At 64.2% G+C, this 26,360-nt stretch carries 36 protein-coding genes; 32 read left to right on the top strand and 4 right to left on the bottom strand.

What is annotated here, in order from left to right; genetic code table 11:
- From AC5P9N_RS15305 to AC5P9N_RS15165, 29 genes are all read left to right on the top strand, one after another.
- On the top strand, positions 1–141 hold a 141-nt coding region (locus tag AC5P9N_RS15305; RefSeq protein WP_487247787.1), incomplete at its 5' end, for an EF-Tu C-terminal domain-related protein.
- Between the two features lie 332 nt (positions 142–473).
- Positions 474–785 carry a 30S ribosomal protein S10 gene (rpsJ, locus tag AC5P9N_RS15300; RefSeq protein WP_005408208.1) on the top strand — a complete coding sequence of 104 codons (312 nt, stop codon included), beginning with the start codon at positions 474–476 and terminating at the stop codon, positions 783–785.
- Positions 786–796: 11 nt separating this feature from the next.
- Complete coding sequence (rplC, locus tag AC5P9N_RS15295) at positions 797–1,447, top strand: 50S ribosomal protein L3 (RefSeq protein ID WP_004145336.1); 651 nt, start codon at positions 797–799, stop codon at positions 1,445–1,447.
- A gap of 12 nt (positions 1,448–1,459) precedes the next feature.
- A complete protein-coding gene (rplD, locus tag AC5P9N_RS15290; protein ID WP_004145337.1) occupies positions 1,460–2,065 on the top strand; it encodes a 50S ribosomal protein L4 in 606 nt (201 codons plus the stop codon).
- A complete protein-coding gene (gene rplW / locus AC5P9N_RS15285) occupies positions 2,062–2,361 on the top strand; it encodes a 50S ribosomal protein L23 (RefSeq protein WP_004145338.1) in 300 nt (99 codons plus the stop codon). The genes rplD and rplW overlap by 4 nt, the downstream gene beginning before the upstream one ends.
- Before the next feature lie 10 nt (positions 2,362–2,371).
- Positions 2,372–3,199, top strand: coding sequence for a 50S ribosomal protein L2 (gene rplB / locus AC5P9N_RS15280; RefSeq protein WP_004145339.1), 828 nt, complete (start codon positions 2,372–2,374; stop codon positions 3,197–3,199).
- A gap of 6 nt (positions 3,200–3,205) precedes the next feature.
- Positions 3,206–3,475, top strand: coding sequence for a 30S ribosomal protein S19 (gene rpsS / locus AC5P9N_RS15275; RefSeq protein ID WP_004154485.1), 270 nt, complete (start codon positions 3,206–3,208; stop codon positions 3,473–3,475).
- A 12-nt stretch (positions 3,476–3,487) separates the two neighbouring features.
- Positions 3,488–3,823, top strand: coding sequence for a 50S ribosomal protein L22 (gene rplV, locus AC5P9N_RS15270; RefSeq protein WP_004145348.1), 336 nt, complete (start codon positions 3,488–3,490; stop codon positions 3,821–3,823).
- Positions 3,824–3,841: 18 nt separating this feature from the next.
- Positions 3,842–4,576, top strand: coding sequence for a 30S ribosomal protein S3 (rpsC, locus tag AC5P9N_RS15265; RefSeq protein WP_004145350.1), 735 nt, complete (start codon positions 3,842–3,844; stop codon positions 4,574–4,576).
- A gap of 5 nt (positions 4,577–4,581) precedes the next feature.
- Positions 4,582–4,995, top strand: coding sequence for a 50S ribosomal protein L16 (gene rplP / locus AC5P9N_RS15260; RefSeq protein WP_004154486.1), 414 nt, complete (start codon positions 4,582–4,584; stop codon positions 4,993–4,995).
- Positions 4,995–5,180 carry a 50S ribosomal protein L29 gene (gene rpmC, locus AC5P9N_RS15255; RefSeq protein WP_004154487.1) on the top strand — a complete coding sequence of 62 codons (186 nt, stop codon included), beginning with the start codon at positions 4,995–4,997 and terminating at the stop codon, positions 5,178–5,180. The genes rplP and rpmC overlap by 1 nt, the downstream gene beginning before the upstream one ends.
- An 11-nt stretch (positions 5,181–5,191) precedes the next feature.
- Positions 5,192–5,461 carry a 30S ribosomal protein S17 gene (gene rpsQ / locus AC5P9N_RS15250; RefSeq protein ID WP_004154489.1) on the top strand — a complete coding sequence of 90 codons (270 nt, stop codon included), beginning with the start codon at positions 5,192–5,194 and terminating at the stop codon, positions 5,459–5,461.
- Between the two features lie 11 nt (positions 5,462–5,472).
- Positions 5,473–5,841 (top strand): 50S ribosomal protein L14, encoded by a 369-nt coding sequence (gene rplN, locus AC5P9N_RS15245; protein WP_004145357.1) that lies wholly within the window; start codon positions 5,473–5,475, stop codon positions 5,839–5,841.
- Positions 5,842–5,857: 16 nt separating this feature from the next.
- Complete coding sequence (gene rplX / locus AC5P9N_RS15240; protein WP_004154490.1) at positions 5,858–6,175, top strand: 50S ribosomal protein L24; 318 nt, start codon at positions 5,858–5,860, stop codon at positions 6,173–6,175.
- Positions 6,176–6,186: 11 nt separating this feature from the next.
- The gene (gene rplE / locus AC5P9N_RS15235; RefSeq protein ID WP_004154491.1) at positions 6,187–6,729 is read left to right on the top strand and encodes a 50S ribosomal protein L5; all 543 of its coding nucleotides are present in this window, start codon (positions 6,187–6,189) and stop codon (positions 6,727–6,729) included.
- Between the two features lie 18 nt (positions 6,730–6,747).
- Positions 6,748–7,053: a 30S ribosomal protein S14 gene (gene rpsN / locus AC5P9N_RS15230; protein WP_005408209.1), complete on the top strand. Its 306-nt coding sequence runs from the start codon at positions 6,748–6,750 to the stop codon at positions 7,051–7,053.
- 258 nt (positions 7,054–7,311) lie between these two features.
- Positions 7,312–7,710, top strand: a complete 399-nt coding sequence (rpsH, locus tag AC5P9N_RS15225; protein WP_005408210.1) for a 30S ribosomal protein S8 — start codon at positions 7,312–7,314, stop codon at positions 7,708–7,710.
- An 18-nt stretch (positions 7,711–7,728) separates the two neighbouring features.
- Positions 7,729–8,253 (top strand): 50S ribosomal protein L6, encoded by a 525-nt coding sequence (gene rplF, locus AC5P9N_RS15220; protein ID WP_005408211.1) that lies wholly within the window; start codon positions 7,729–7,731, stop codon positions 8,251–8,253.
- 80 nt (positions 8,254–8,333) lie between these two features.
- Complete coding sequence (rplR, locus tag AC5P9N_RS15215; RefSeq protein WP_024957318.1) at positions 8,334–8,693, top strand: 50S ribosomal protein L18; 360 nt, start codon at positions 8,334–8,336, stop codon at positions 8,691–8,693.
- Between the two features lie 161 nt (positions 8,694–8,854).
- Positions 8,855–9,397, top strand: coding sequence for a 30S ribosomal protein S5 (gene rpsE, locus AC5P9N_RS15210; RefSeq protein WP_005408213.1), 543 nt, complete (start codon positions 8,855–8,857; stop codon positions 9,395–9,397).
- Positions 9,390–9,581, top strand: coding sequence for a 50S ribosomal protein L30 (rpmD, locus tag AC5P9N_RS15205; protein WP_005408214.1), 192 nt, complete (start codon positions 9,390–9,392; stop codon positions 9,579–9,581). Before rpsE ends, rpmD begins: the two co-directional genes overlap by 8 nt.
- Positions 9,582–9,587: 6 nt before the next feature.
- Positions 9,588–10,031: a 50S ribosomal protein L15 gene (gene rplO, locus AC5P9N_RS15200; RefSeq protein WP_004154498.1), complete on the top strand. Its 444-nt coding sequence runs from the start codon at positions 9,588–9,590 to the stop codon at positions 10,029–10,031.
- A gap of 7 nt (positions 10,032–10,038) precedes the next feature.
- The gene (gene secY / locus AC5P9N_RS15195) at positions 10,039–11,406 is read left to right on the top strand and encodes a preprotein translocase subunit SecY (protein ID WP_005408215.1); all 1,368 of its coding nucleotides are present in this window, start codon (positions 10,039–10,041) and stop codon (positions 11,404–11,406) included.
- 347 nt (positions 11,407–11,753) lie between these two features.
- Complete coding sequence (rpsM, locus tag AC5P9N_RS15190; protein ID WP_004154500.1) at positions 11,754–12,110, top strand: 30S ribosomal protein S13; 357 nt, start codon at positions 11,754–11,756, stop codon at positions 12,108–12,110.
- Positions 12,111–12,121: 11 nt separating this feature from the next.
- Positions 12,122–12,511 (top strand): 30S ribosomal protein S11, encoded by a 390-nt coding sequence (gene rpsK, locus AC5P9N_RS15185; RefSeq protein WP_004145443.1) that lies wholly within the window; start codon positions 12,122–12,124, stop codon positions 12,509–12,511.
- Positions 12,512–12,526: 15 nt separating this feature from the next.
- A complete protein-coding gene (gene rpsD / locus AC5P9N_RS15180) occupies positions 12,527–13,156 on the top strand; it encodes a 30S ribosomal protein S4 (RefSeq protein ID WP_004145446.1) in 630 nt (209 codons plus the stop codon).
- A gap of 55 nt (positions 13,157–13,211) precedes the next feature.
- Positions 13,212–14,210 (top strand): DNA-directed RNA polymerase subunit alpha, encoded by a 999-nt coding sequence (locus AC5P9N_RS15175; RefSeq protein WP_005408216.1) that lies wholly within the window; start codon positions 13,212–13,214, stop codon positions 14,208–14,210.
- Positions 14,211–14,401: 191 nt separating this feature from the next.
- Positions 14,402–14,785, top strand: a complete 384-nt coding sequence (gene rplQ, locus AC5P9N_RS15170; protein ID WP_005408217.1) for a 50S ribosomal protein L17 — start codon at positions 14,402–14,404, stop codon at positions 14,783–14,785.
- 241 nt (positions 14,786–15,026) lie between these two features.
- Entirely contained in the window at positions 15,027–15,533 is a 507-nt protein-coding gene (locus tag AC5P9N_RS15165) for a disulfide bond formation protein B (protein WP_005412342.1), read from the top strand.
- 121 nt (positions 15,534–15,654) lie between these two features.
- Here AC5P9N_RS15165 and AC5P9N_RS15160 read toward each other — a convergent pair whose 3' ends face one another.
- Positions 15,655–17,781 (bottom strand): TonB-dependent receptor, encoded by a 2,127-nt coding sequence (locus AC5P9N_RS15160; RefSeq protein WP_099484322.1) that lies wholly within the window; start codon positions 17,779–17,781, stop codon positions 15,655–15,657.
- A gap of 221 nt (positions 17,782–18,002) precedes the next feature.
- Here AC5P9N_RS15160 and AC5P9N_RS15155 point away from each other — a divergent pair, with 221 nt between their 5' ends.
- Positions 18,003–19,394 (top strand): class II 3-deoxy-7-phosphoheptulonate synthase, encoded by a 1,392-nt coding sequence (locus AC5P9N_RS15155; RefSeq protein ID WP_099472630.1) that lies wholly within the window; start codon positions 18,003–18,005, stop codon positions 19,392–19,394.
- Between the two features lie 866 nt (positions 19,395–20,260).
- Positions 20,261–21,445: a mechanosensitive ion channel family protein gene (locus AC5P9N_RS15150; RefSeq protein ID WP_049460346.1), complete on the top strand. Its 1,185-nt coding sequence runs from the start codon at positions 20,261–20,263 to the stop codon at positions 21,443–21,445.
- 91 nt (positions 21,446–21,536) lie between these two features.
- On the opposite strand, the gene AC5P9N_RS15145 is transcribed toward AC5P9N_RS15150, so the two are convergent.
- Genes AC5P9N_RS15145 through typA form a run of 3 tightly spaced genes read right to left on the bottom strand, consistent with a single transcriptional unit; the run spans position 21,537 to position 25,527 of the window.
- The gene (locus tag AC5P9N_RS15145; protein ID WP_043033752.1) at positions 21,537–23,159 is read right to left on the bottom strand and encodes an amidase; all 1,623 of its coding nucleotides are present in this window, start codon (positions 23,157–23,159) and stop codon (positions 21,537–21,539) included.
- Positions 23,160–23,200: 41 nt separating this feature from the next.
- Positions 23,201–23,668 (bottom strand): DUF2127 domain-containing protein, encoded by a 468-nt coding sequence (locus AC5P9N_RS15140; protein ID WP_005408223.1) that lies wholly within the window; start codon positions 23,666–23,668, stop codon positions 23,201–23,203.
- 11 nt (positions 23,669–23,679) lie between these two features.
- Complete coding sequence (typA, locus tag AC5P9N_RS15135) at positions 23,680–25,527, bottom strand: translational GTPase TypA (RefSeq protein WP_024958804.1); 1,848 nt, start codon at positions 25,525–25,527, stop codon at positions 23,680–23,682.
- A 273-nt stretch (positions 25,528–25,800) separates the two neighbouring features.
- On the opposite strand from typA, the gene AC5P9N_RS15130 reads away from it, so the two are divergent.
- Positions 25,801–26,292, top strand: coding sequence for a peptidylprolyl isomerase (locus AC5P9N_RS15130; RefSeq protein WP_005408225.1), 492 nt, complete (start codon positions 25,801–25,803; stop codon positions 26,290–26,292).
- Positions 26,293–26,360 lie beyond the last annotated feature (68 nt).

Here is a 26,360-nt window from a genome sequence, read left to right as displayed (position 1 = left end):
GAAATGGTGATGCCGGGTGACAACGTCAAGATGGTCGTCACCCTGATCAACCCGGTGGCAATGGACGAAGGCCTGCGCTTCGCCATCCGCGAAGGCGGCCGTACCGTCGGCGCCGGCGTGGTCTCGAAGATCATCGAGTAATCTGGTAGTATCTGCGCCCCGATGTTGCCTGGGTAGGGCATCGGGGCGTATCAAATGGGAAAGCAGGCACAGGATGTGCCTTGTGTTCCCCGGACCAGGAAGGGTCAATGCCATTCAGGCGGCGTCAACAGGCGACTGTTGACAGCTGCCTTGCGTGCCATTATGCTTCTACGTCTGGGCAGGCCGGGAAACTGGTCTGCCTACGTTTTTGAGGTCTATGGATTGACCTTGGCGGCCTGCAGGAGTGCGGGCCGTCCGTATTCAGGAATTTCATGGGGCAAAGCAACCCAGAGGCTTTGTCTGTCGCTCTTTTAACGAAGGAACCTACCGCCATGGCGGACCAAAAGATCCGGATCCGGCTGAAAGCGTTCGATCATCGTCTGATCGACCGTTCGGCCAGCGAGATCGTTGAAACGGCAAAGCGGACCGGCGCGCAAGTGCGTGGCCCGATCCCGCTGCCGACCAAGATCGAGCGTTACACCGTTCTCGTTTCCCCGCACGTCGACAAGGACGCGCGTGACCAGTACGAGACCCGCACGCACAAGCGCGTGCTCGATATCGTTGACCCGAATGACAAGACCGTGGACGCGCTGATGAAGCTCGAACTGGCTGCCGGCGTCGACGTTCAGATCAAGCTGACCTGAGGACTACGACCATGACGAAGAAGTATTCGTTGGGCTTCGTGGGCCGCAAGGCTGGCATGAGCCGCGTGTTCACTGAAGATGGCCGCTCCATCCCGGTGACCCTGATCGAAGCAACCCCGAACCGCATCGCGCAGATCAAGACCGTCGAAACCGACGGCTACAGCGCCGTGCAGGTGACCGTCGGCGCGCGTCGCGCTGCCCTGGTCAACAAGCCGGAAGCCGGCCACTTCGCCAAGGCGAAGGTGGAAGCGGGTCGTGGCCTGTGGGAATTCCGCGTTGAAGACGCGCAGCTCGGCGATTTCGCCGTTGGCGGCGAAGTCAAGGCGGACATCTTCGAAGTCGGCCAGATCGTCGACGTCCAGGGTGTCACCAAGGGTAAGGGCTTCCAGGGCACCATCAAGCGCCACAACTTCCGTATGGGCGATGCAACCCACGGTAACTCGCTGTCGCATCGCGCGCCGGGTTCGCTGGGTCAGCGCCAGACCCCGGGTCGCGTTTTCCCGGGCAAGAAGATGTCGGGCCACATGGGTGCGGTGCAGCAGAGCACCCAGAACCTGGAAGTGGTCAAGGTCGACGTCGAGCGCGGTCTGATCGCCGTTCGCGGCGCCGTTCCGGGCGCGGCGGGTGGCGACGTGATCGTCCGTCCGGCGAGCAAGGCATAAGGAGAGATGACGATGGAACTCGTTATCACGGGTAGCAACAACAAGGTCTCGGTCTCCGACGCCGTGTTCGGTCGCGATTTCAGCGAAGATCTGGTCCACCAGGTCGTCGTTGCCTACCGCAACGCCGGTCGCGCCGGCACCAAGGCACAGAAGACTCGCTCCGAAGTGGCTGGTACCACCAAGAAGTCGAAGAAGCAGAAGGGCGGCGGCGCGCGTCATGGCGCACTGACGGCTCCGATCTTCGTCGGCGGCGGTGTCACCTTCGCGGCCAAGCCGCGCAGCTTCGAGCAGAAGGTCAATCGTAAGCAGTACCGTGCCGCCATGTGCGCGATCCTGTCCGAGCTGAACCGTCAGGGCCGTCTGACCATCGTGGAGTCCTTCGACGTCGAAGTGACCAACACGAAGGGTCTGATCGCCAAGCTGGCCGGCCTGGAAGTGGGCAAGCGCCCGCTGATCGTCACCGAAGAAGCGTCCGAGCACCTGTACCTGTCCGCCCGCAATCTGCCGTACGTGCAGGTGCGTGACGTCCAGGGTCTGGATCCGGTCTCGCTGGTGGGTGCCGACACGGTCGTCATCACCGCTGACGCGGTCAAGAAGGTCGAGGAGTGGCTGGCATGAACAGCAACGAAAAAATCTTCAGCGTGCTGCGTGCCCCGCGTGTCTCCGAAAAGACCGCGCGCCTGCAGGAACTCTCCAACCAGTATGTCTTCGAAGTTTCGAACGAAGCCACCAAGGCCGATGTAAAGGCCGCGGTTGAGCAGCTGTTCGACGTCAAGGTCGAAGCCGTCAACGTGGTCAACGTCAAGGGCAAGAACAAGTCCTTCCGTAACCGTGCTGGCCGCCGCGGCGATTGGCGCAAGGCGTACGTTCGCCTGGCCGATGGCCAGTCGATCGATGTAACGGCCAAGGCCTGAGGTACATCCCATGCCATTGATGAAATTCAAGCCCACTTCCCCCGGCCGCCGTTCGGCCGTGCGCGTGGTCACTCCCGACCTGCACAAGGGTGCTCCGCACGCTGCGCTGGTCGAGTCGCAGAGCCGCTCGGGTGGTCGTAACCACCATGGCCGCATCACCGTGCGTCACGTCGGTGGTGGTGCCAAGCAGCACTACCGCATCATCGACTTCAAGCGCAACAAGCTGGGCATCCCGGCGCGCGTGGAACGCATCGAATACGATCCGAACCGCACCGCGCACATCGCTCTGCTGTGCTACGTCGACGGTGAGCGTCGCTACATCATCGCCCCGAAGGGCCTGAAGGCCGGTGATCAGGTGATCGCTGGTTCGGATGCCCCGATCAAGGCTGGCAACACCCTGCCGCTGCGCAACATCCCGGTCGGCACCACCATCCACTGCATCGAACTGAAGCCGGGCAAGGGCGCTCAGATCGCTCGCGCCGCTGGTGCGGCCGTGCAGCTGGTGGCTCGCGAAGGCATCTACGCCACCCTGCGCCTGCGCTCGGGTGAAATGCGTAAGGTTCCGGTCGAGTGCTGCGCCACCATCGGCGAAGTCGGCAACGACGAGCACAGCCTGGAAAAGCTGGGCAAGGCCGGTGCCAAGCGTTGGCGCGGCGTCCGCCCGACCGTTCGTGGTGCTGCCATGAACCCGGTTGACCACCCGCACGGTGGTGGTGAGGCGAAGGCCGGCCAGGGTAACCCGCATCCGGTCACCCCGTGGGGTGTCCCGACCAAGGGTTACAAGACGCGCCATAACAAGCGCACTCAGCAGTTCATCGTCCGCGATCGTAGGGGCTAATCGACCATGGCACGTTCACTCAAGAAGGGCCCGTTCGTCGATCACCACCTCGTCAAGAAGGTGGAGGCCGCTGCGGGCAGCAAGAAGCCGATCAAGACCTGGTCGCGCCGTTCGATGATCCTGCCTGACATGGTAGGCGTCACCATTGCCGTGCATAACGGCAAGAACCACATCCCGGTTCTCGTCAACGAGAACATGGTCGGCCACAAGCTCGGCGAATTTGCCATCACCCGGACCTTCAAGGGTCACGGTGGTGACAAGAAGTCGGGCAAGTAAGGAGAGATGACAATGGAAGCGAAAGCCATCCTGCGCACTGCGCGCATCTCCCCGCAGAAGGCTCGTCTGGTCGCTGACCAGGTGCGCGGTCTGCCGGCCGAGCGTGCGGTCAACCTGCTGAAGTTCTCGGACAAGAAGGCTGCCCACCTGATCAAGAAGGTGGTGGAGTCGGCTATTGCCAACGCCGAGAACAACCAGGGCGCCGACGTCGACGAGCTGAAGGTTCAGACCATCATGGTTGATGAAGGTCCGACCCTGAAGCGTTTCATGGCGCGGGCGAAAGGCCGCGGTACCCGCATCCTCAAGCGCACCAGCCACATCACTGTGGTTGTGGGCGCCGCCAAGTAAGCGGATAAGGAAAAGACCATGGGTCATAAAGTTCATCCGATTGGTATCCGCCTCGGCATTTCCAAGGACTGGAACTCCAAGTGGTACGCCAACAAGGCCGAGTTCGCTGGTTACCTGGCAGCCGACCTGAAAGTGCGCGAAATGCTGCGCAAGAAGCTGGCTCAGGCCGGCATCAGCAAGATCCTGATCGAGCGTCCGGCCAAGACCGCTCGCGTGACGATCCACACCGCCCGTCCGGGCGTGGTGATCGGCAAGCGCGGTGAGGACATCGAGAAGCTGCGCAAGGAAGTGAGCGAGATGATGGGCGTCCCGGCGCACATCAACGTCACCGAAGTGCGCAAGCCGGAACTGGACGCGCAGCTCGTTGCCGAGTCGATCGCCCAGCAGCTGGAGCGTCGCATCATGTTCCGCCGCGCAATGAAGCGCTCGGTCGGCAACGCGATGCGCCTGGGTGCCCTGGGCATCAAGGTCAACGTGGGTGGCCGCCTCAACGGTGCAGAAATCGCCCGTTCGGAGTGGTACCGCGAAGGCCGCGTGCCGCTGCACACCCTGCGTGCCGACATCGACTATGGCTTCGCTGAAGCCAAGACGACCTACGGCATCATCGGCATCAAGGTCTGGATCTACAAGGGCGAGGTCTTCGATTTCTCCCAGGTTGGCCAGGAAAAGCAGGACGACACCCCGTCGCGCAACGATCGTCACGATCGCGGCGACCGTGGTGACCGTCAGCGCCCGGCCCGTGAAGCGAGGTAACGACAATGTTGCAACCCAAGCGAACCAAGTACCGCAAGGTACACAAGGGCCGTAACGATGGCCTGAGCTGGAGCGCCAACGCTGTCAGCTTCGGCGAATACGGCCTGAAGGCAACTGCACACGGTCAGCTGACCGCGCGTCAGATCGAAGCGGCCCGCCGCTCGATCAGCCGCTACGTCAAGCGCGGCGGCAAGATGTGGATCCGCGTGTTCCCCGACAAGCCCATCACCAAGAAGCCCATCGAAGTCCGAATGGGTTCTGGTAAGGGTAACGTGGAATACTGGGTGGCCCAGATCCAGCCCGGCCGCATGATCTATGAAATCGAGGGTGTTTCCGAGGAAGTGGCTCGCGAGGCGTTCCGCCTGGCCGCCGCCAAGCTCTCGGTCACCACCACTTTCGTGACCCGTACGGTGCGCTGATGGATATCAAAACTCTCCGTGAAAAGTCGGCTGACGAACTCAAGGCCCACCTGATCGACCTGCGTAAGGAACAGTTCTCTGTCCGTATGCAGCAGGTCACCGGCCAGCTGCCGAAGACCCACGACATTCGCCGGGTCCGTCGCGAGATTGCTCGCGTCAAGACCCTGCTCGGCAGCACGAAGTAAGGATGGCCGCTATGAGCGACAATACTGAAAAGAAGACGCTGCGCACGGTCGAAGGCCGTGTCGTCAGCAACAAGATGGACAAGACGGTTACCGTCCTGGTTGAGCGTCAGGTCAAGCACGCGCTGTACGGCAAGTACATCAAGCGCTCGACGAAGCTGCACGCCCACGATGCCGACAACGCCTGCAAGGAAGGCGATGTCGTCCGCGTGACCGAGATTGCTCCGATGTCCAAGACCAAGAACTGGCGCGTGGTGGAAGTCATCACGCGCGCGGCTGAATAAGGAGCTGAATCATGATCCAGATGCAGAGCTACCTTGACGTCGCGGACAATTCGGGTGCCAAGCAGGTGATGTGCTTCAAGGTGCTGGGTGGTTCCAAGCGCCGTTACGCCGGCATCGGCGACATCATCAAGGTCACCGTGAAGGATGCGATTCCGCGCGGCAAGGTCAAGAAGGGTGAAGTGTATGACGCCGTCGTGGTGCGTACCCGCAAGGGTGTGCGTCGCGCCGACGGCTCGCTGATCCGCTTCGACGGCAACGCTGCCGTTCTGCTGAACAGCAAGCAGGAGCCGATCGGTACCCGTATCTTCGGGCCGGTGACCCGTGAACTTCGTTCGGAGAAGTTCATGAAGATCGTCTCGCTCGCTCCCGAAGTGCTGTGAGCGACAGGAGATAATCATGGCTAACCGTATCAAGAAGGGCGACCAGGTTGTCGTCAACGCTGGCAAGGACAAGGGCAAGCAGGGCGAAGTCGTCCGCGTCGACGGCGACCGTGTGGTCGTCGCCAACGTGAACATCGTCAAGCGCCACACCAAGCCGAACCCGCAGGCAGGTGTTGCCGGCGGCGTGGTCGAGCGCGAAGCTTCGATCCATATCTCCAACGTGAATGTTCTGAACCCGGCTTCGGGCAAGGGCGAACGCGTTGGCTTCAAGGTGCTGGAGGATGGACGCAAACTGCGTGTGTTCCGCTCCAGCGGTGAGGCGCTCGACGCCTGAGGAATGAGAAGATGAGTTCCCGTCTCGAAAAGTTCTACAAGGACGAAGTGGTGCCGGCGCTGATGAAGCAGTTCGGCTACACCAATCCGATGGAAGTGCCGAAGCTGGTCAAGGTCACCCTGAACATGGGTGTCGGCGAAGCGGCCACCAACAAGAAGATCCTGGAAAACGCCGTCGGCGACATGACCAAGATTTCCGGCCAGAAGCCGGTTGTCACCAAGTCGCGTGTGTCGGTTGCGTCGTTCAAGATCCGCGATGGTTGGCCGATCGGCTGCAAGACCACGCTGCGTCGCCACAAGATGTACGAGTTCCTGGATCGCCTGATCAACATCTCGCTGCCGCGCGTGCGCGACTTCCGTGGTGTTTCCGGTCGTTCCTTCGACGGCCGCGGCAACTTCAACATGGGTGTGAAGGAGCAGATCATCTTCCCGGAAATCGACTTCGACGCCGTCGACGCGATCCGCGGTATGGATATCGCCATCACCACCACTGCGAAGACCGACGCGGAAGCGAAGGCGCTGCTGGCAGCGTTCAAGTTCCCGTTCCGTAACTGATCTGTCGAGGAAACCGAAATGGCAAAGACCTCCATGGTCAACCGCGACATCAAGCGGGAAAAGCTGGCAAAGAAGTACGCTGAAAAGCGTGCAGCTCTGAAGAAGATCGTGTCCTCCGTGGACGCGACCTACGAAGAGAAGATCGACGCCGCAACCAAGCTGGCCAAGCTGCCGCGCGATTCGTCGCCGAGCCGCCAGCGCAACCGTTGCGAGCTGTCGGGTCGTCCGCGTGGCGTCTACAGCAAGTTCGGCCTGGGCCGTAACAAGCTGCGTGAAGCCACCATGCGTGGCGACGTCCCGGGTCTGCGCAAGGCCAGCTGGTAATCCCAGCCGGCCCTGCGATCAGGAGCCCCTTCGGGGGTTCCTGAACCGGGCAGGGGAGGCATTCAGCTTTCCCGACGCAAAAAAACCGAAGAGCCCGGCGCAAGCCGGGCTCTTTTGGCGTATACTCCCGCGTCTTGCCCTGTGCAGACGGGGTTGTAGGAGTGGGCTTCCGGCCCACTGCAACAAGGGACCTGGCCCGTTTCCAGGAGACAACAGATTTTCGCGAAAGCGGATATCGGTGCACTCAAAGGTACTCATATGAGCATGACTGATCCCATCGCCGACCTGCTGGTCCGCATCAAGAATGCGGCCGCGGTTGGCAAGCAGACGGTGAAAGCCCCGTCGTCCAAGATCAAGGTTGCGATTGCCCAGGTCCTGAAGGACGAGGGTTACATCACCGACCTGCGCGTGACCCAGCTGGAAAACAACAAGTCCGAGCTGGAAATCGTGCTGAAGTATTTCGAAGGCAAGCCGGTCATCGCGACCCTGAAGCGCTTCTCGCGTTCGGGCCTGCGCCAGTACCGCGGCAAGAGCGAGCTGCCGAAGGTCATGAACGGCCTGGGTATCTCCATCATTTCCACCTCCAAGGGCATCATGACTGATGCGCAGGCGCGCCAGCTGGGCGTCGGCGGCGAAGTCCTGTGCTTCGTGGCCTAAGGCGAAAGGAGTAGAACTATGTCCCGCGTAGCCAAGAAGCCGATCGACCTGGGTAAGGTTGAACTGAACGTCCAGTCGGACAGCGTCACCGCCAAGGGCCCGAAGGGCACCCTGTCGCTGGCCAAGCCGGCCGGTATTGCCATCAACGTCGACAACGGCGTTGCCACCCTGAGCACCGAGAACGCCGACCTGGTCGCACTGACCGGTACCGTGCGTGCGATCCTGTCCAACATGGTCAAGGGCGTGTCCGAAGGCTTCGAGCGCAAGCTGGAGCTGGTCGGCGTGGGTTACCGCGCTGCCATGCAGGGCAAGGACCTGAGCCTGTCGCTGGGCTTCTCGCACCCGGTCGTGTTCGTGGCGCCGGAAGGCATCACCCTGTCGACCCCGACCCAGACCGAGATCCTGGTCCAGGGCGCTGACAAGCAGGTCGTCGGTGAAGTTGCCGCCAAGATCCGTGCGTTCCGCAAGCCGGAGCCGTACAAGGGCAAGGGCGTGAAGTACTCCGACGAAGTCATCATCCGTAAGGAAGCCAAGAAGGCATAAGCGCGAGTCCCTCGCAAGAGCCCGCACATCCCTGTGCGGACTTCTCAGGGAAAAGCTCTTCCTTCAGCTTTCAAGGAATAATCAAAATGAACAAGAACATCGCCCGCCTGCGTCGCGCCAAGTCGACCCGCGCCCACATCCGTGAGCTCGGCGTCGCCCGCCTGTCGGTGCTGCGCACCGGTCAGCACCTGTACGCCCAGGTCTTCACCGCCGACGGTTCCAAGGTGCTGGCTGCCGCCAACACCACCCAGACCGACGTCATGGAAGGCCTGAAGAACGGCAAGAACGCCGATGCCGCCGCCAAGGTTGGCCGCATCGTCGCCGAGCGCGCCAAGGCCGCCGGCGTCGAGAAGGTTGCCTTCGATCGTTCGGGCTACCGCTACCACGGCCGCATCAAGGCCCTGGCAGAAGCGGCCCGCGAAGCCGGCCTGCAGTTCTAAGGGACAAGGGCAGGGGGCCATTGGCCTCCTGCCTGCCTGCTCGCCAGCCTGAGTGAGGCTGGACGGCGCCGCTCTTCTGCAGCGGCCCACCGGAACGCCGCGTCACGCCACAACCATAAGCGGCTTCGAGCCGTACATACCCAAACAACCAAGGAATCAACATGGCAGAAGAGCGTCAGCAGCGGGGTCGCGATCGCGACCGTAACCGCGAAGAGAAGATCGACGACGGCATGATCGAAAAGCTGGTCGCGGTCAACCGCGTCAGCAAGACCGTCAAGGGTGGCCGCCAGTTCACCTTCACCGCCCTGACCGTTGTCGGCGACGGCGAAGGCAAGGTCGGTTTCGGTTATGGCAAGGCCCGCGAAGTGCCGGTCGCCATCCAGAAGTCGATGGAACAGGCCCGCAAGAACCTGGTCAGCGTTGACCTGAACAACGGCACCCTGTGGCACACCATCAAGGATGGTCACGGCGCAGCCCGCGTGTTCATGCAGCCGGCTTCGGAAGGTACCGGCGTCATCGCCGGCGGTGCCATGCGCGCCGTGCTGGAAGCGGTTGGCGTGAAGAACGTGCTGGCCAAGGCCACCGGTTCGCGCAACCCGATCAACCTGGTGCGTGCCACCGTGAAGGGCCTGTCTGCTGCGCAGTCGCCGGCCCGCATCGCGGCCAAGCGCGGCAAGAAGGTGGAGGAACTCAACCATGGCTAATGAGTCCAACAAGACTGTCAAGGTCCGCCTGGTGCGTGGCCTGCGTGGCACCCAGTCGCGTCACCGCCTGTCGGTGCGTGCCCTGGGCCTGAACAAGCTCAACGATGTGCGTGAACTGAAGGACAGCCCGCAGGTGCGCGGCCTGATCAACAAGGTTCAGTACCTCGTCCAGGTTGAGGAGTAATCGACCATGACTCTGCGTCTCAATGAACTGAGCCCGGCACCGGGCGCCCGCACCGAGCGTACCCGCGTCGGTCGCGGTATCGGCTCGGGCCTGGGCAAGACTGCCGGCCGCGGCCACAAGGGTTCGTTCGCCCGCAAGGGTGGCGGCAAGATCAAGGCTGGCTTCGAAGGCGGCCAGACCCCCATGCAGCGTCGTCTGCCGAAGATCGGCTTCCGTTCGCCGATCGCCAAGGACACCGCTGAAGTGCTGCTGTACGCGCTGGACAAGCTGCCGGCCGGTGAGATCGACTTCGCCGCCCTGCGTGCTGCCAAGCTGGTCCCGAGCACTGCCAAGAAGGCCAAGGTCGTCGTCAAGGGCGAAGTGACCAAGGCGTTCACCCTGAAGGGTATTGCTGCCACGGCGGGTGCCAAGGCCGCGATCGAAGCTGCCGGCGGCAGCGTAACGGAGTAAGAAAATCATGGCGCAAGCTGGCATCGGTAACCTCGCGGGCGGAATGGGCAAGTTCACTGAACTTCGCCAACGTTTGCTGTTCGTCGTCGGGGCTTTGATCGTCTATCGCATCGGCTGCTACGTGCCGGTGCCGGGCGTCAATCCCGATGCCATGCTTGCCATGATGCAACAGCAGGGCGGCGGCATCGTGGACATGTTCAACATGTTCTCGGGCGGCGCCCTGCACCGTTTCAGCATCTTCGCGCTGAACGTGATGCCGTACATCTCGGCATCGATCGTGATGCAGCTGGCCGTGCACATCTTCCCCGCCCTGAAGGCGATGCAGAAGGAAGGTGAGTCCGGCCGCCGCAAGATCACCCAGTATTCGCGCATCGGCGCCGTGCTGCTGGCAGTGGTGCAGGGTGGCTCGATCGCGCTGGCCCTGCAGGGCCAGGTCTCGCCGTCGGGCGCTCCGGTCGTGTACGCGCCGGGCATGGGCTTCGTGCTCACCGCCGTGGTCGCGCTGACCGCCGGCACCATGTTCCTGATGTGGGTCGGTGAGCAGGTCACCGAGCGCGGTATCGGCAACGGCGTGTCGCTGATCATCTTCGCCGGTATCGTCGCAGGCCTGCCGGGTGCGATCATCCACACCTTCGACGCCTACCGCGACGGCAACATCCAGTTCATCCAGCTGCTGCTGATCGCCATCGTCGTGCTCGCCTTCACCTTCTTCGTGGTGTTCGTCGAGCGTGGCCAGCGCCGGATCACGGTCAACTACGCGCGCCGCCAGGGCGGTCGCAACGCGTACATGAACCAGACCTCGTTCCTGCCGCTGAAGCTCAACATGGCCGGCGTCATCCCGGCGATCTTCGCCTCGAGCCTGCTGGCCTTCCCGGCCACCCTGGCCATGTGGTCCGGCCAGGCTGCCAACCAGAGCAGCTTCGGCCAGGTCCTGCAGAAGGTGGCCAATGCTCTCGGCCCGGGCGAGCCGCTGCACATGATCGTGTTCGCTGCGCTGATCACCGGTTTCGCGTTCTTCTATACCGCGCTGGTGTTCAACTCGCAGGAAACCGCCGACAACCTGAAGAAGTCGGGCGCGCTGATTCCGGGCATCCGTCCGGGCAAGGCCACCGCCGATTACATCGACGGCGTGCTGACCCGCCTGACCGCAGCCGGCTCGGCCTACCTGGTGATCGTCTGCCTGCTGCCGGAACTGATGCGCACGCAGCTGAACGCCTCGTTCTACTTCGGTGGTACTTCGCTGCTGATCGTGGTGGTGGTGGTGATGGACTTCATCGCCCAGGTGCAGGCGCACCTGATGTCCCACCAGTACGAGAGCCTGCTGAAGAAGGCCAACCTGAAGGGCGGCAACCGCGGCGGTTTTGCCCGCGGCTGATTGGCCTGTTATACTTTCGTCTTCCTGACGTGATGGTCCCTCCGCTTCGCGGACTCCGGCCACACAAACGAAGGGCGGCCCCCGCAGCGGTTCCGGGTGGGGGTGTGATGGGGTGGTCCCGCGCTGGAGTAGCGCGGGCGGCCCCGGGGGAAACCCCAGGTCCAACCCCATCCGGCGCCGGAGCCTGGGCACACTCCCCAGGCCGGGTTCATGAAACCAATGGTTTCACGGGCTTCCATGTAAACCGGAACCTTGTTAGTATCGCTAGTTCACTTTTTTGATCCATCCTGCCGGATTGGCGTGCCCGAGGCGCGCTGTCGGCCATCACTCAGCTGGAGAACCGCGTCATGGCGCGTATTGCAGGCGTCAACCTGCCAGCCCAGAAGCATGTCTGGGTCGGGTTGCAAAGCATTTACGGCATCGGCCGTACCCGTTCGAAGAAGGTCTGCGAAGTCGCAGGCGTTGCTTCGACCACCAAGATCCGCGATCTGTCGGAGCCGGAAATCGAGCGCCTGCGCGCCGAAGTCGGCAAGTACATCGTGGAAGGCGATCTGCGCCGTGAGATCGGCATCGCGATCAAGCGCCTGATGGACCTGGGCTGCTACCGCGGCCTGCGTCACCGTCGTGGCCTCCCGCTGCGTGGCCAGCGCACCCGTACCAACGCCCGCACCCGCAAGGGTCCGCGCAAGGCGATCAAGAAGTAAGGGACTGAGAAATGGCTAAGCCCGCTGCTAAGACCAAGAAGAAGATCAAGCGCGTCGTCACCGACGGCGTTGCCCACGTCCACGCTTCGTTCAACAACACCATCGTCACCATCACCGACCGTCAGGGCAACGCGCTGTCGTGGGCGACCTCCGGTGGCGCTGGCTTCCGCGGTTCGCGCAAGTCGACCCCGTTCGCTGCCCAGGTGGCCGCTGAAAAGGCCGGTCGTGCTGCGCTGGACTACGGCGTGAAGTCGCTGGAAGTCCGCATCAAGGGCCCGGGTCCGGGCCGTGAGTCGGCCGTGCGTTCGTTGAACAACGTCGGCTACAAGATCACCAACATCATCGACGTGACGCCTATCCCGCACAACGGGTGCCGTCCGCCGAAGAAGCGTCGCGTCTAAAGGGAGCGATAAGAAATGGCTCGTTATATCGGTCCTACCTGTAAGCTCGCCCGTCGCGAAGGCGCCGACCTGTCCCTGAAGAGCCCGGCGCGTGCGCTGGACTCGAAGTGCAAGCTGGAGCAGAAGCCCGGCCAGCACGGCGCCACTGCCCGCAAGGGCAAGCTGTCCGACTACGCCACCCAGCTGCGTGAAAAGCAGAAGGTCAAGCGTATCTACGGCCTGCTGGAGCGTCAGTTCCGCAACTACTACAAGAAGGCCTCGACCAAGAAGGGCAACACCGGCGAGAACCTGCTGCAGCTGCTGGAAACCCGCCTGGACAACGTCGTCTACCGCATGGGCTTCGCCGTGACCCGTCCGGCTGCCCGTCAGCTGGTGTCGCACCGCGGCGTCACCGTGAATGGCAAGTCGGTCAACCTGGCTTCGTACCAGGTCAAGGCTGGCGACGCCATCGCTCTGTCTGAAAAGGCTGCCAAGCAGCTGCGCGTCCAGGAAGCCCTGACCGTCGCCGCCCAGCATGACCTGAGCCCGTCGTGGGTTGAAGTGGATTCCGGCAAGTTCACCGGCATCTTCAAGGCTGTTCCGGATCGTTCGGATCTGCCTGCGGACATCAACGAAGCGCTGATCGTCGAGCTGTATTCGAAGTAATTCACATTGGAGAGCCCCCGGCGACGGCCGGGGGTTCACTAGGAGAACCCGCAACATGACGGTTACCGCCAACCAGGTTCTGCGTCCTCGCGGTCCGCAGATCGAACGCCTTACCGACACCCGTGCAAAGGTCGTTATCGAACCTTTGGAGCGGGGTTACGGGCATACGCTGGGTAATGCCCTGCGTCGCGTGCTGCTGTCGTCCATCCCGGGCTTCGCCATCACGGAAGTCGAAATCGACGGCGTGTTGCATGAGTACACCACGGTCGAAGGTCTGCAGGAGGACGTGCTCGAAGTCCTGCTGAACCTCAAGGACGTGGCCATCCGTATGCACTCCGGCGACAGCGCCACCCTGTCCCTGTCCAAGCAGGGCCCGGGCGTTGTCACCGCTGCCGACATCAAGGTCGACCACAATGTGGAGATCCTGAACGGCGACCATGTGATCTGCCACCTGACCAAGGACACGGCAATCAACATGCGTCTGAAGATCGAACGTGGTTTCGGCTACCAGCCGGCTGCCGCGCGTCGTCGTCCGGACGAAGAAACCCGTGCCATCGGCCGCCTGGTCTTGGATGCCTCGTTCTCGCCGGTCCGCCGCGTCGCCTATGCCGTGGAAGCGGCCCGCGTCGAACAGCGTACCGACCTGGACAAGCTGGTCATCGATATCGAGACCAACGGCACCATCGACGCCGAGGAAGCCGTGCGCACCGCCGCCGACATCCTCAGCGACCAGCTGTCGGTGTTCGGTGACTTCACCCACCGCGACCGCGGTGCGGCCAAGCCGGCAAACAACGGCGTGGATCCGGTGCTGCTGCGCCCGATCGACGATCTGGAGCTGACCGTGCGTTCGGCCAACTGCCTGAAGGCTGAAAGCATCTACTACATCGGCGATCTGATCCAGAAGACCGAAGTGGAGCTGCTGAAGACCCCGAACTTGGGCAAGAAGTCGCTCACCGAGATCAAGGAAGTGCTGGCTCAGCGCGGCCTGTCGCTCGGCATGAAGCTGGAGAACTGGCCGCCGGCCGGTGTCGCCAGCCACGGCATGCTGGGCTGATATCGGTAATGCCTGAAGGCTCCACCGTTCGCGGTGGGGCCTTCAACGCAACACACCATGCCATGACGAACCGCAGGTTCGCGCGGCAGGTCGTCCAGGACGGGCGGCCAGGACCATCCGCAGTCCGCGCAGCAACGCCAGGATGGCGACAACGATCCACACAGCCACATCATTAACCAAGGAATATCACCATGCGTCACCAGAAGTCTGGCCGTAAGTTCAGCCGCACCAGCGCCCACCGCGAAGCGATGTTCAAGAACATGGCCGCCTCGCTGTTCAAGCACGAGCTGATCAAGACCACCCTGCCGAAGGCCAAGGAACTGCGCCGCGTTGCCGAGCCGCTGATCACCCTGGCCAAGGTCGACTCCGTCGCCAACCGCCGTCTGGCCTTCGCCCGCCTGCGCGACAACGAAGCCGTGGGCAACCTGTTCACCATCCTGGGCCCGCGCTACGCGAACCGTCCGGGCGGCTACCTGCGCCTGCTGAAGTGCGGCTTCCGCGCCGGCGACAACGCGCCGATGGCCTACGTCGAGCTGGTTGATCGTCCGGTCGTGGCCGAGGAAGTGGCCGAGTAATCGGACCGCTCCAACGCGACACAGCGAAAGCCCGGCCTCTGCCGGGCTTTTGCGTTTCCAGGGCTCGGATCCCTTTCCGTAGGAAAGGACCCTGACCCCGGGCAGGCAGCACCGCAGGCCAGAGCCCTTTGCATTCGCACTGGGATCTGACCCGCACCGTTCCGACAGGCGTCACCTGTGGCGGTTCGAATGGCACGCACTCTCGGTTACGCTTGGCGCCTGATCCATTTGAGCGTTGACGATGAATCCACTGCGCTGGCCCTTCCGCGCCCAGTTCTTGCTGGGCTTCCTGATCTGCGCGGGCCTGCTTGGCTACGCGATCTTCCTGCAGTTGAAGATGGGCCTGGAGCCGTGTCCGCTGTGCATCTTCCAGCGCCTGGCCTTTGCCGCGCTCGGCCTGCTGTTCCTGATCGGTGCGCTGCACGGGCCCTCCAACCGCCCGGGACGCGCGACCTATGGCGTGCTGGCGTTCATTGCCGCCGCAGTGGGTGCCGGCATCGCCGCGCGCCACGTCTACGTGCAGATGCTGCCGCCGGAAATGGGCTCCACCTGTGGCCCGCCGCTGGCGTTCCTGAGCGAGACCATGGGGCCGCTGGAAGTATTCCGCACGGTACTGACCGGTACCGGCAACTGCGGCAACATCGACTGGACCTTCCTGGGCCTGACCATGCCGATGTGGTCGGGCGTGTGGTTCGTGCTGCTGGCGTTGTGGGCGCTGGTGGTGTCGCTGGGCAAGGTCAAGCGCTGAAAGCGAAACGGGGTCGGGTCCCTTGGCATCGCAAAGGGCTCTGACCCCAATCGTTGACGAAGGGTAGTGCCGGCCGCTGGCCGGCACACCGTGAGGATGCCGGCCAGCGGCCGGCACTACCTCAGAAGTCCTGCTGCAGGCTCAGGTAAGCACCTCGGCGCGGTCCCCACTGCGGGGCGAAGACGCCGACACCGCCACCGTCGCGCAGCTGGTAGCCGCGATCCAGTGCGTTGATCACGGCCAGTTGGACGTGCAACGGATGGCCGCTGTCGGCATTGAAGTCGTGCCCGGCGCTGAGGTTCACCTGCAGGTACGACGGCAGCTCGCCGCCGTTGGGTACGCCTTCGATGTCCGAACGCAGGCCGCTGCCGAACACGTAGTTGGCACCGATCCGGTTGTGTCCGGCGAAGGCGTAGCTGAGACCACCCGATGATGTCAGCTTCTGGTCGTGGTCGAGGTGGATCCAGTGGTCGGCCACATAGGCCAGCGCTTCCGGGTCGAGGTTGTACTGGCTGGTGATGACGTCGGTACCGATGGCCTTGTTCAGCGCGGCGTTGAAGTAGGCGCTGAACGGACCGTTGCTGTAGTCGGCGCTGAACTCCAGGCCGCGGATGTGGCCACGGCGGTAGTTGAAGGTCGAATAGATGTAGGCAGCGCCGAACTGGCCTTCGTCCTGCAGGCGTGCGACGCGTCGGTCATACGCGTCCAGGCCCAGGGTCAGGTGCTCGCCCAGTTGCTGCGAGACGCCGATGTCGTAGTAGTCGCTGCGCTCGGCCAGCGGCGTGTTGTTGCCGCCGCTGGGCTGCTGGTTGGTGGTGCCGTCGTACAGCGCGATGTCGCTGCTGGCAATCAACTCGCTGGCCGGTGGCGTGAAGTAGCGCGAATAGCCGGCGTGCACGGTGGTGCTGTCGCTGGCATTCCAGACCACGCCCACGCGCGGGCTGAGCTGGCCTTCGGTGCGGCCGAAGGCCTTGTAGCGGTCGCCACGCAGGCCGTAGTTCACGGTCCAGTCGTCGCCGATCTTCCACTCGTCCTGTACGTACAGTGCCAGCGTACTGGCGTGGAACGCGCTGCGGTCGGGGATCAACAGCGGTGTCGTGCCGGACTGCTGGCCGCCGTCATCAACCGGGAACACCCAGCTGTTGCTGTTCGCCCGCGCGTTCTCGTAATTGCCGTACAGGCCATAGCGCAGCGTGTGGTCGTTGCCCAACGGCGTTGAGAAGTCGGCCTGCAGGGTGTTGGCGCGGTTGCTGCGCTGGACCTGCGAGGCGACGCCGCTGAACACCAGGTCGCCCACCACGTCCGGGTTGAACGCCACGTCGCTGTAGCGCTGTCCGGCCGATAGCTGGTACGCGGTGCTGCCCAGCGTGCCCTGCAGCACCAGCATGCCGAAGCGGGTGGTCTCGCGCTGGGTCTCATCCAGCTGGCTGGAGTCGAAGGTGGTGGTGTCCAGATATCCGAACTGTGGCGTCTGGCCCGGGTTGACCGGGATCTGGAAGCGGTTGTTGGCGAAACCGGCGAACACACTCAGGCGGGTGTTGTCGTTGACCAGGTAGGTGAGGTCGGCGAAGGCCTTTCCCTGGTGAGTATCGTCGTGCAGCGGCTTGCGCGAGTTGGTGGGGTTCTCCAGGCCGACCTCATGCTGGTCGTAGTTGCCGGTCAGGAACCAGCTCCAGCGCCCCTGGTTGCCCCACCAGGAGGCGTTCGGATTGATCTTGCCGAACGAGCCGGTGGTCAGCCCCGCGCTGCCGCTGTTGCCCAGCTCGGCACCGTTGCGGGTGGTGATGTCGACCACCGCTGCGGTGCGCTCGCCGAACTGCGCCGGCAGTGCGCCGTCCATCAGGCGGATGCTCTTGATGGTGCGCGCGTCCAGGGTCTGGCCGAAGCCGGAGATCGATTCGGGCAGCAGCACGCCGTTGATGCGGTACTGCAGGTTGGCGTGGTCGCCACGCACATGCACGCCGCCATAGGAGTCCTGGACCACGCCAGGGGCCTGCAGCAGTACCTGGCTGAGTGGCGCGGAGGCACCCAGCGGCTGCTTCTGGATGTCCTCGGCGGTGATCTGGTACTGGCTGCTGCCGATGTCCGGCGACAGCGTGTTGCGGGCCTGGTCGAGCTGGGCGTGGACGGTGACCGCATCCAGATCCTTGACGGACGAAGCGGGGGCGTCGGCTGCCGAGGCGAAGGCGGGCAGGCTGGCCAGGGCCAGGGCGAAGGTGATGCCGGTAGCGAGGGGCGAGGGCTTCATGGTGGGAGAGGTGGCGGCTGGATGTGGAAGGGGCCGGTCCATGACATTCAAGTGTTACTCCGTAACAAATCATGCGCCTGTCCCGGGCGGCTGACCATGCAGGATCTGGCCGCTGGCGTCGGCCTTTCTCTGCCGTTCAGGCGAGCCGGTAGGCCGGACCGGCCCTTTGCGTCGGCGGCCGGCTCTGCGACCATGACCGCCCCCCATCCCGGAAGTCTGCAATGAGCCTGTCCGCCGTTCCGCCCGTGCCCGAACCCGCCGCGACCGCCGCCGGCGCTGCCTGGTCGCCGGAGAGCTGGCGGGGCAAGACCGCGCTGCAGATGCCGACCTATCCCGACCCGGTAGCCCTGGAGGCGGCCCTGCACGAGCTTAAGCGGCTGCCACCGCTGGTCACCTCATGGGAGATCCTGGCGCTGAAGCAGCAGCTGGCCGAGGCCCAGGAAGGCAAGCGCTTCCTGCTGCAGGGCGGCGACTGCGCCGAGAACTTCAGCGACTGCGAATCGGGCACCATCTCCAACCGGCTGAAGGTACTGCTGCAGATGAGCCTGGTGCTGGTGCACGGCCTGCGCCAGCCGGTGATCCGCGTTGGCCGCTTTGCCGGCCAGTACGCCAAGCCGCGTTCGGCCGATACCGAGACCCGCGACGGCGTGACCCTGCCAAGCTACCGCGGCGATGTGATCAACGCCCCCGCTTTCACTGAAGCAGCGCGTCTGCCGGACCCGAAGCGGATGCTGCAGGCCCACGCGCATTCGGCGATGACGATGAACTTCGTGCGTGCGCTGATCGACGGTGGTTTCGCCGACCTGCACCACCCCGAATACTGGAACCTGGAGTGGGTAAGCCACTCGCCGCTGGCGGCCGATTACCAGAAGATGGTGGCCTCGATCGGCGATGCGGTGCACTTCATGGAGACCCTGGCCGGGGCCCGCGTGCACAACCTCAACCGCATCGACTTCTATACCTCGCATGAAGCACTGCTGCTGCCCTACGAGCAGGCGCTGACCCGCCAGGTGCCGCGCCAGCAGGGCTGGTTGAACCTGAGCACGCATTACCCGTGGATCGGCATGCGCACGGCTGCGCTCGATGGCGCGCACGTGGAATACCTGCGTGGCGTGCGCAATCCGATTGCGATCAAGGTCGGCCCGTCGGTGACGCCGGACCAGCTGCTGCGCCTGATCGATGTGCTCAACCCGCACGACGAACCGGGTCGACTGAGCTTCATCCACCGCATGGGTGCGGCGCAGATCGCCGAGAAGCTGCCGCCGCTGCTGGATGCCGTCAAGCGTGATGGCCGCCGCGTGCTGTGGGTGTGCGATGCGATGCATGGCAACACCGAAAGCACTGCCAATGGCTTCAAGACGCGTCGCTTCGACAATGTGCGTGGCGAAGTGGAAATGTCGTTTGATCTGCATGCGGCCGCGGGCACGCGCCTGGGTGGCGTGCACTTGGAGCTGACCGGCGAGGACGTGACCGAGTGCACCGGTGGTGCGCGCGAACTGACCGAGCGTGACCTGGAGCGTGCGTATCGCTCAACTGTGGACCCGCGGTTGAATTACGAGCAGTCGCTGGAGATCGCGATGGCGATCGTGCGCAAGCAGGAGCAAGTGCGGTAAGGGGTTTTCGGCAGGGCTTGCAGCCCTGCACCTGCTGCAATCAACGTCAACGGCAAAAGCCGAAGCAGCGGCAACAGCATGCATTCCGTGGGCTGGCGGGGTGGTGTCGGAGTGCGGGGACGCTGCAAGTACGTCCCTGTAAGCTTGGCAGCCGCATCCATGCGGCTGACACCACGCACTCCGACACCGCCCCACCTTAGACAGGTTCAGGTCGCTATTGGTGGGTGCCGACCGTTGGTCGGCACATCTGTCAGATGTCGAATGAATCATCCACGCATGGCGTGGATCTACTGGTAACTGCGGCGATTGGCATGCGCGGCTGTTGGTAGGTGTCGACCGTTGGTCGACACGATTTTTCTGTCAGATAGCAGTATTCAAAATGGGCTCCGACCCCGTGCCGACCAACGGTCGGCACCCACCATCAGCAGCAGGTTCCGACAGATCGCAGAAAACTGTCGAAGGCGGGGGGGGGGGGGCCGGTTGCGGGGCGTGAGCCGCATGGGCCCGAGGCATGCCTCGGGCGGGTTGGGCAGGACGTCCAACCCCGGTCTTGCCGTGTGCGCAGGACTGCGCACACGAGCAAGCGGCGACCGAGCTTACATGGGTGAGGGCGCTTTGCTTGCGAAGCACTGCTTCGCAAGCGCCCGAACGCACAGCCGCCGGCGGCTGGGCCGGGCCCCGGAGGGGGACTTGCAGCGCCGCCCGCAACCGGACCCACCCCGCCATCCCACAGGAAATCCGCTTCTGCTTCTGCTTCTGCTTCTGCTTCTGCTTCGGCTGTTGCTCCGGCACGTAGCAGGTGCAGGGCTGCAAGCCCTGCCGACCAACACCCTCCTTACAAACGACTGACGTGACGCTCATGCGCCATGCGCGAGGCTGTCCACCTGGTTGTCCGACTGGAGGTGGCAACGGTGCACTGGCAGAGCGCACAGGCCTACGCATGGCCGTTGGGATTGGCCTTAGTGGTGGGCGGCATAGGCGCATGGCTGATCCTGTGGATCTATCACCGGCTGAAAGGGCGTGATCGCCGACGTGCGCGTATCGGTCGAGTACTCGGGTTGCCGCTGGCCACCGCGTGGCCGCTGCTGCTGCTGATTCCCGCCTTGCAGGCGACGCCGCTGCAGGATCCGTTGTTGGGCCATCTGCAGCACGGACTGCACATTGCATTGATGGCCTGCTTCGTCTGGCTGCTGGTACGCGCGGTGGCGGCGGGCGAGCGCGCGATCCTGCGCAGCCATCCCATCGATGTCTCCGACAACCTGGAGGCACGCCGCATCCAGACCCAGACGCGCGTGCTCAGCAGGGTGTTGATGGGCGGCATCATCGTGCTCGGTGCGTCGCTGGTGCTGTTGACCTTCCCGATGGTGCAGAAGATCGGCACGGCGCTGCTGGCGTCGGCAGGCCTGATCGGGCTGGTGGCGGGCATCGCCGCCAAGCCGGTGTTCGGCAACCTCATCGCCGGCCTGCAGATCGCACTGACGCAGCCGATCCGCCTGGACGACGTGGTGATCGTCGAAGGCGAGTGGGGACGCATCGAGGAGATCGGCAGCAGCTACGTGGTCGTGCGGATCTGGGATGAGCGGCGGATGGTGGTGCCCTTGACCTGGTTCATCGAGAACCCGTTCCAGAACTGGACGCGGCGCAGTGCCGATCTGCTCGGCACTGCGTTTCTGTGGCTGGACTATCGGGCACCGATCGCGGCGATCCGTGCCGAGCTGGAGCGCATCTGCCATGGCCAGGCGCTATGGGATGGGCGCGTCTGCGTGACCCAGGTGACCGAAACCAACGAGCGCGCGATCCAGGTGCGCCTGCTGGTCAGCGCGCGCAGTTCCGGTGATGCCTTTGATCTTCGCTGCCTGGTGCGCGAACGCATGCTCGATTTCCTCGCACGTGAGCATCCGCAGTCGTTGCCGCAGGTGCGTGCGCGGCTGCAACACGAAGATGAGCTGGATATGCCGCGTGGTCCACGTGCACGCACTGCGGATGTGCGTTCGCCAGGTGCTGAAGATGGTGAGGCCGCGATCGTGCCGGAGGAGCCACAGGATCGGTAGTGCCGGCCGCTGGCCGGCAACGCCGGAGCGATCGAGCTGCCGGCCAGCGGCCGGCACTACCGGAAGCAAGATGTCGCGGCGTCACCGGAGCTCAGGGTTCGCCGGCGTCGATCAGCGCATCGGTATCAAAGTGTGGCGGCCGCCGCGCACGGGTGCGCTGCTCGTAGGCGTAGGCCATTTCGATCAGCTTCGGCTCGCTCCAGGCGGTGCCCATGAACAGCAGGCCGACGGGAAGGCCGTTGATCTGGCCCATCGGCACGGTCAGGCTGGGGTAACCGGCCACGGCAGCGGCGCTGTAGCTCTCGCCGGGAAAGTCGTCGCCTTCGCTGCGGATCGGCCACGCCACACCGGTGGTCGGCGCCACCAGCGCATCGAGCTGATGGGCGGCGAGGGCTGCATCGATGCCTTCCGGGCCGGCCAACCGGCGCGCATCACTGCGCGCGCGGATGTAGGCAGGGTCTGCCAGGCCGGTGGTGGCATCGGCCTCCACCAGCAGCTCCTGGCCGAACAGGCCCAGTTCCTGCTTGCTGTGCGCCTGGTTGAAGGCGATCAGTTCGGCCAGGCTGCGCAGTGGCGCGCGGTGGGTGCTGAAGTAGCGCTCCAGCCCGGCCTTGAATTCGTACAGCAGCAGCGTGCGCTCAGCCTCGGCCCACGCGCCCTGGTTGGGCAGCTCCACTGGCACCACCACGGCGCCGGCGCGACGCAGCTCGGTCGCTGCCTGATCGATCAGCGGCGGCATGCCGCGGTACTTCAGCAGCGGCGTCTGCAGCAGACCGATGCGTTTGCCGCGCAGACCCTGCGGGTCCAGGCGCGCGGTGTAGTCGTAGACCGCACGGCCGGGCATGGTCGCGGTGGCGGGATCGGCGTCATCGCGGCCGGCGATCGCAGTCAGCACGGCAGCAGCATCGGCGACGCTGCGGGTCATCGGGCCGGCGGTGTCCTGGCTGAAGGAGATCGGCACGATGCCATCACGACTGACCAGCCCGACCGTCGGCTTCAGACCGACCACGCCGTTGATCGCGGCCGGGCAGACGATGCTGCCGTCGGTTTCGGTGCCGATCGCCACGCTGGCCAGGTTGGCGGCCACGGCCACCGCGCTGCCGCTGCTGGAGCCGCACGGTGAATGGCTGATGCGGTAGGGGTTGCGGGTCTGGCCGCCGCGCGCGCTCCAGCCGGAGATGGAGTCATTGCCGCGGAAGTTGGCCCACTCGCTGAGGTTGGTCTTGCCCAGCACTACGGCGCCAGCCTCGCGCAGCCGGCGTACCAGGTAGGCATCGTCCGGACGGAAGCCCTGCAGGGCCAGCGAGCCGGCACTGGTGACCATCGGTGCGGCGTTGATGTTGTCCTTCAGCAGCAGGGGGATGCCATGCAGCGGCCCACGCAGGCGCCCTTCGCGGCGCTCGCGGTCGCGTGCGGCGGCTTCCTTCAGGGCGTCGGGGTTGAGCTCGATCACCGCGCGCAGGCGGGGCCCGGTGCGGTCCAGGGCGGCGATACGCTGCAGGTAGGCCTGGGTCAGGGTGGTGCTGTCCAGATCTCCGGCAGTCATCCGTGCCTGCAGGTCGGCGACATCGGTTTCGGCGTACGGGAACGGCACGTTGCGGCTCGCAGGTTCGGCCGCATGCGCGCTGGGCGTGGCCGGGCTGCAGCCAGCCGAAAGCAGCGCCGGCAGCGCGGCGAGCAGGCAGGTCAGCAGAGGCGGCAAGGACGGGCGCATGGGGCGGCTTGGTCGGCTCCAATCCCCAGTGTAGCCGGTGCTCAGCGGTGGCGCTTGCGCAGGTCGCGGGCGAGGACGTAGACCACGATCAGGTTGATCGCCAGGATCGTCCATGACGGCCAACCGGGATGGCGGATGATCGCGAAAATGTCGAAAGGCAGGTACAGGGCGGCGGTCAGGCAGCCCAGCCAGGACGCCCAGGCCTTGGCCCGCCACAGGCCCCAGGCTTCGACCAGGTGCAGCAGGCCGTAGCCGATCATCCCCGCCGCGGCCAGATGGACCGCGTCGGGACTGATCATGTGCAGCAGCGAGGGCAGGGTGCCATGGTCCGGATCCAGGCTGAAACGCCGGATCAGGGCCATGATGCCGTGCCGCAGCGGCTGCGGTCCGAGCACTTCCAGCCCGGTGGCGGCCAACAGCGCCAGCATCGCCTTGCTCGCTTCGAGCAGGGCGATGACGTGCAGACCCGGATGCCGGTGTGGATCCGGGTTGTAGCCGCTCTGGTTCACTGGGTGCTGGCTCAGCCGCCGCGCGAAGCCTTCTTGCGATCGCTCTCGGTCAGGAACTTCTTGCGCAGGCGGATCTCCTTCGGGGTGATCTCGACCAGCTCGTCGTCTTCGATGAAGTCCAGGGCCTGTTCCAGCGAGTACTTGATCGCCGGGGTCAGCTGGATCGCATCGTCCTTGCCCGAAGCGCGCATGTTGGTCAGCGGCTTGGTCTTGATCGCGTTGACGGTCAGGTCGTTGTCCTTGGAGTGGATGCCGACCAGCTGACCTTCATACACGTTGTCGCCTTCAGCAGCGAACAGCTTGCCGCGCTCCTGCAGCGGGCCCAGCGAGTAGGCCGGCGTGGTGCCCGGTGCATTGGCGATCATCACGCCGTTGATGCGCTTGGCAATCGCGCCCTGTTCCTTCGGACCGTAGTGGTCGAACACGTGGAACAGCAGGCCCGAACCCTGGGTCAGGGTCTTGAACTCGTTCTGGAAACCGATCAGGCCACGGGCCGGGATCTGGTACTCCAGGCGCACGCGGCCCTTGCCGTCCGATTCCATGTTCTTCAGCTGGCCCTTGCGGGTGCCCAGCTTTTCCATCACGCCGCCCTGGTGGATTTCTTCGATGTCCACCACCAGCTGCTCGATCGGCTCCATCAGCTGGCCGTCGATTTCCTTGATGATCACTTCCGGGCGCGACACGGCCAGCTCGTAGCCTTCGCGGCGCATGTTCTCGATCAGCACCGACAGGTGCAGTTCGCCACGGCCGGAGACCAGGAACTTGTCGGCGTCTTCCAGCTGCTCGACCTTCAGGGCCACGTTGTGGACCTTTTCACGGTCCAGGCGGTCCTTGATCTGGCGGCTGGTCAGGAACTTGCCACCGGACAGGTCCTTGTTGCCGGCGAACGGCGAGTTGTTGACCTGGAAGGTCATCGAGATGGTCGGCTCGTCGACGGTCAGCGCCGGCAGCGCTTCCGGGAAGTCCGGTGCGCAGATGGTGTCGGAGATGGTCAGCTCCTGGATGCCGGAGATGGCCACGATGTCGCCGGCCTCGGCCGAATCCTGCTCGATGCGCTCCAGGCCCATGAAGCCCAGCACCTGCAGCACCTTGCCGTTGCGCTTCTTGCCTTCACGGTCGATGACCGCGACCTGCATGTTCTTCTTCAGGGTGCCGCGCTGGATGCGGCCGATGCCGATCACGCCCACGAAGTTGTTGTAGTCCAGCTGGCTGATGCGCATCTGGAACGGGCCTTCCGGATCCACTTCCGGCTTCGGCGCGTGCTGCATGATCGCTTCGTACAGCGGGGTCATGTCGCCGTCGCGCACGGTGTCTTCCAGGCCGGCATAGCCGTTCAGGCCCGAGGCGTAGACGATCGGGAAGTCCAGCTGCTCGTTGGTGGCGCCGAGCTTGTCGAACAGGTCGAAGACCTGGTCGATCACCCATTCCGGACGGGCGCCCGGACGGTCGACCTTGTTGACCACGACGATCGGCTTGAAGCCCATCGCGAAGGCCTTCTGGGTCACGAAGCGGGTCTGCGGCATCGGGCCGTCCATCGCGTCGACCAGGATCAGCACGGTATCGACCATCGACAGCACGCGCTCGACCTCACCACCGAAGTCGGCGTGGCCGGGGGTGTCGACGATGTTGATCCGGTTCTTGATGCCGGTCCTCTTGTCTTCCCAGGTGATGGCAGTGTTCTTGGCCAGGATGGTGATGCCGCGTTCCTTTTCCTGGTCGTTGCTGTCCATCACGCGCTCGGCGAGGACGGTGCGCTCGGACAGGGTGCCGGACTGCTTCAGCAGCTGGTCGACCAGGGTGGTCTTGCCATGGTCGACGTGGGCGACGATGGCGATGTTGCGAAGATTTTCGATGGACATACGAAAGGGGGCCAGTCGGCGCCGGATTTGGAAAAAGAAGTCCAACATTATACGTCGAACTTGACGATTCGCGAAAAGGTGGATTTCACATCCGTCGCGGGGCCCATTCAGCTGGCTGTCCGCCGCGTCGGCCGGGGCCGCCAGCGCCCAGAGACGCGGCTTCCCGTCCATGGGCTGAAGCCGGGTTCTTCACCGATGGTCGAAGCCGCCGCCGCCACGAGGCAGGTGTAAACTAGGTGGCTAGACGCGTTCCCCTCTGCATCAAGGATCTTCATGTCCCTCATCGCCACTTTCGACACCACCCAGGGCCCGATCAAGGTCGAGCTGTTCGCCGACAAGGCGCCGCTGACCGTGGCCAACTTCGTGAACCTGGTCAAGCACGGCTTCTATGACGGCCTGATCTTCCACCGCGTGATCGCCGACTTCATGATCCAGGGCGGCTGCCCGCAGGGTCGTGGCACCGGCGGCCCGGGCTACAAGTTCGAAGACGAGAAGAACGGCGTGAAGCACGAGGTCGGCTCGCTGTCGATGGCCAATGCCGGCCCGAACACCAACGGCAGCCAGTTCTTCATCACCCACATCAAGACCGACTGGCTGGATGGCCGCCACACCGTCTTCGGCAAGGTCCTGGAAGGCCAGGCCATCGTTGATTCGGTCAAGCAGGGCGACGTGATCCATTCGATCACCCTGGAAGGCGACGTCGACGCCGTGCTGGCCGCCCAGGCCGACCGCGTCGCGGAGTGGAACAAGCACCTCGCCGCCTGATCCCCCTTCGAAACGGCCACCCATGGGTGGCCGTTTCCCTGTTCCCCGCCGCCCGCCTGGCCTGCGTG

It is taken from the genome of Stenotrophomonas sp. YJH_SMC_6 (assembly GCF_059371335.1).
This window is presented reverse-complemented; position numbering and strand designations above follow the sequence as displayed.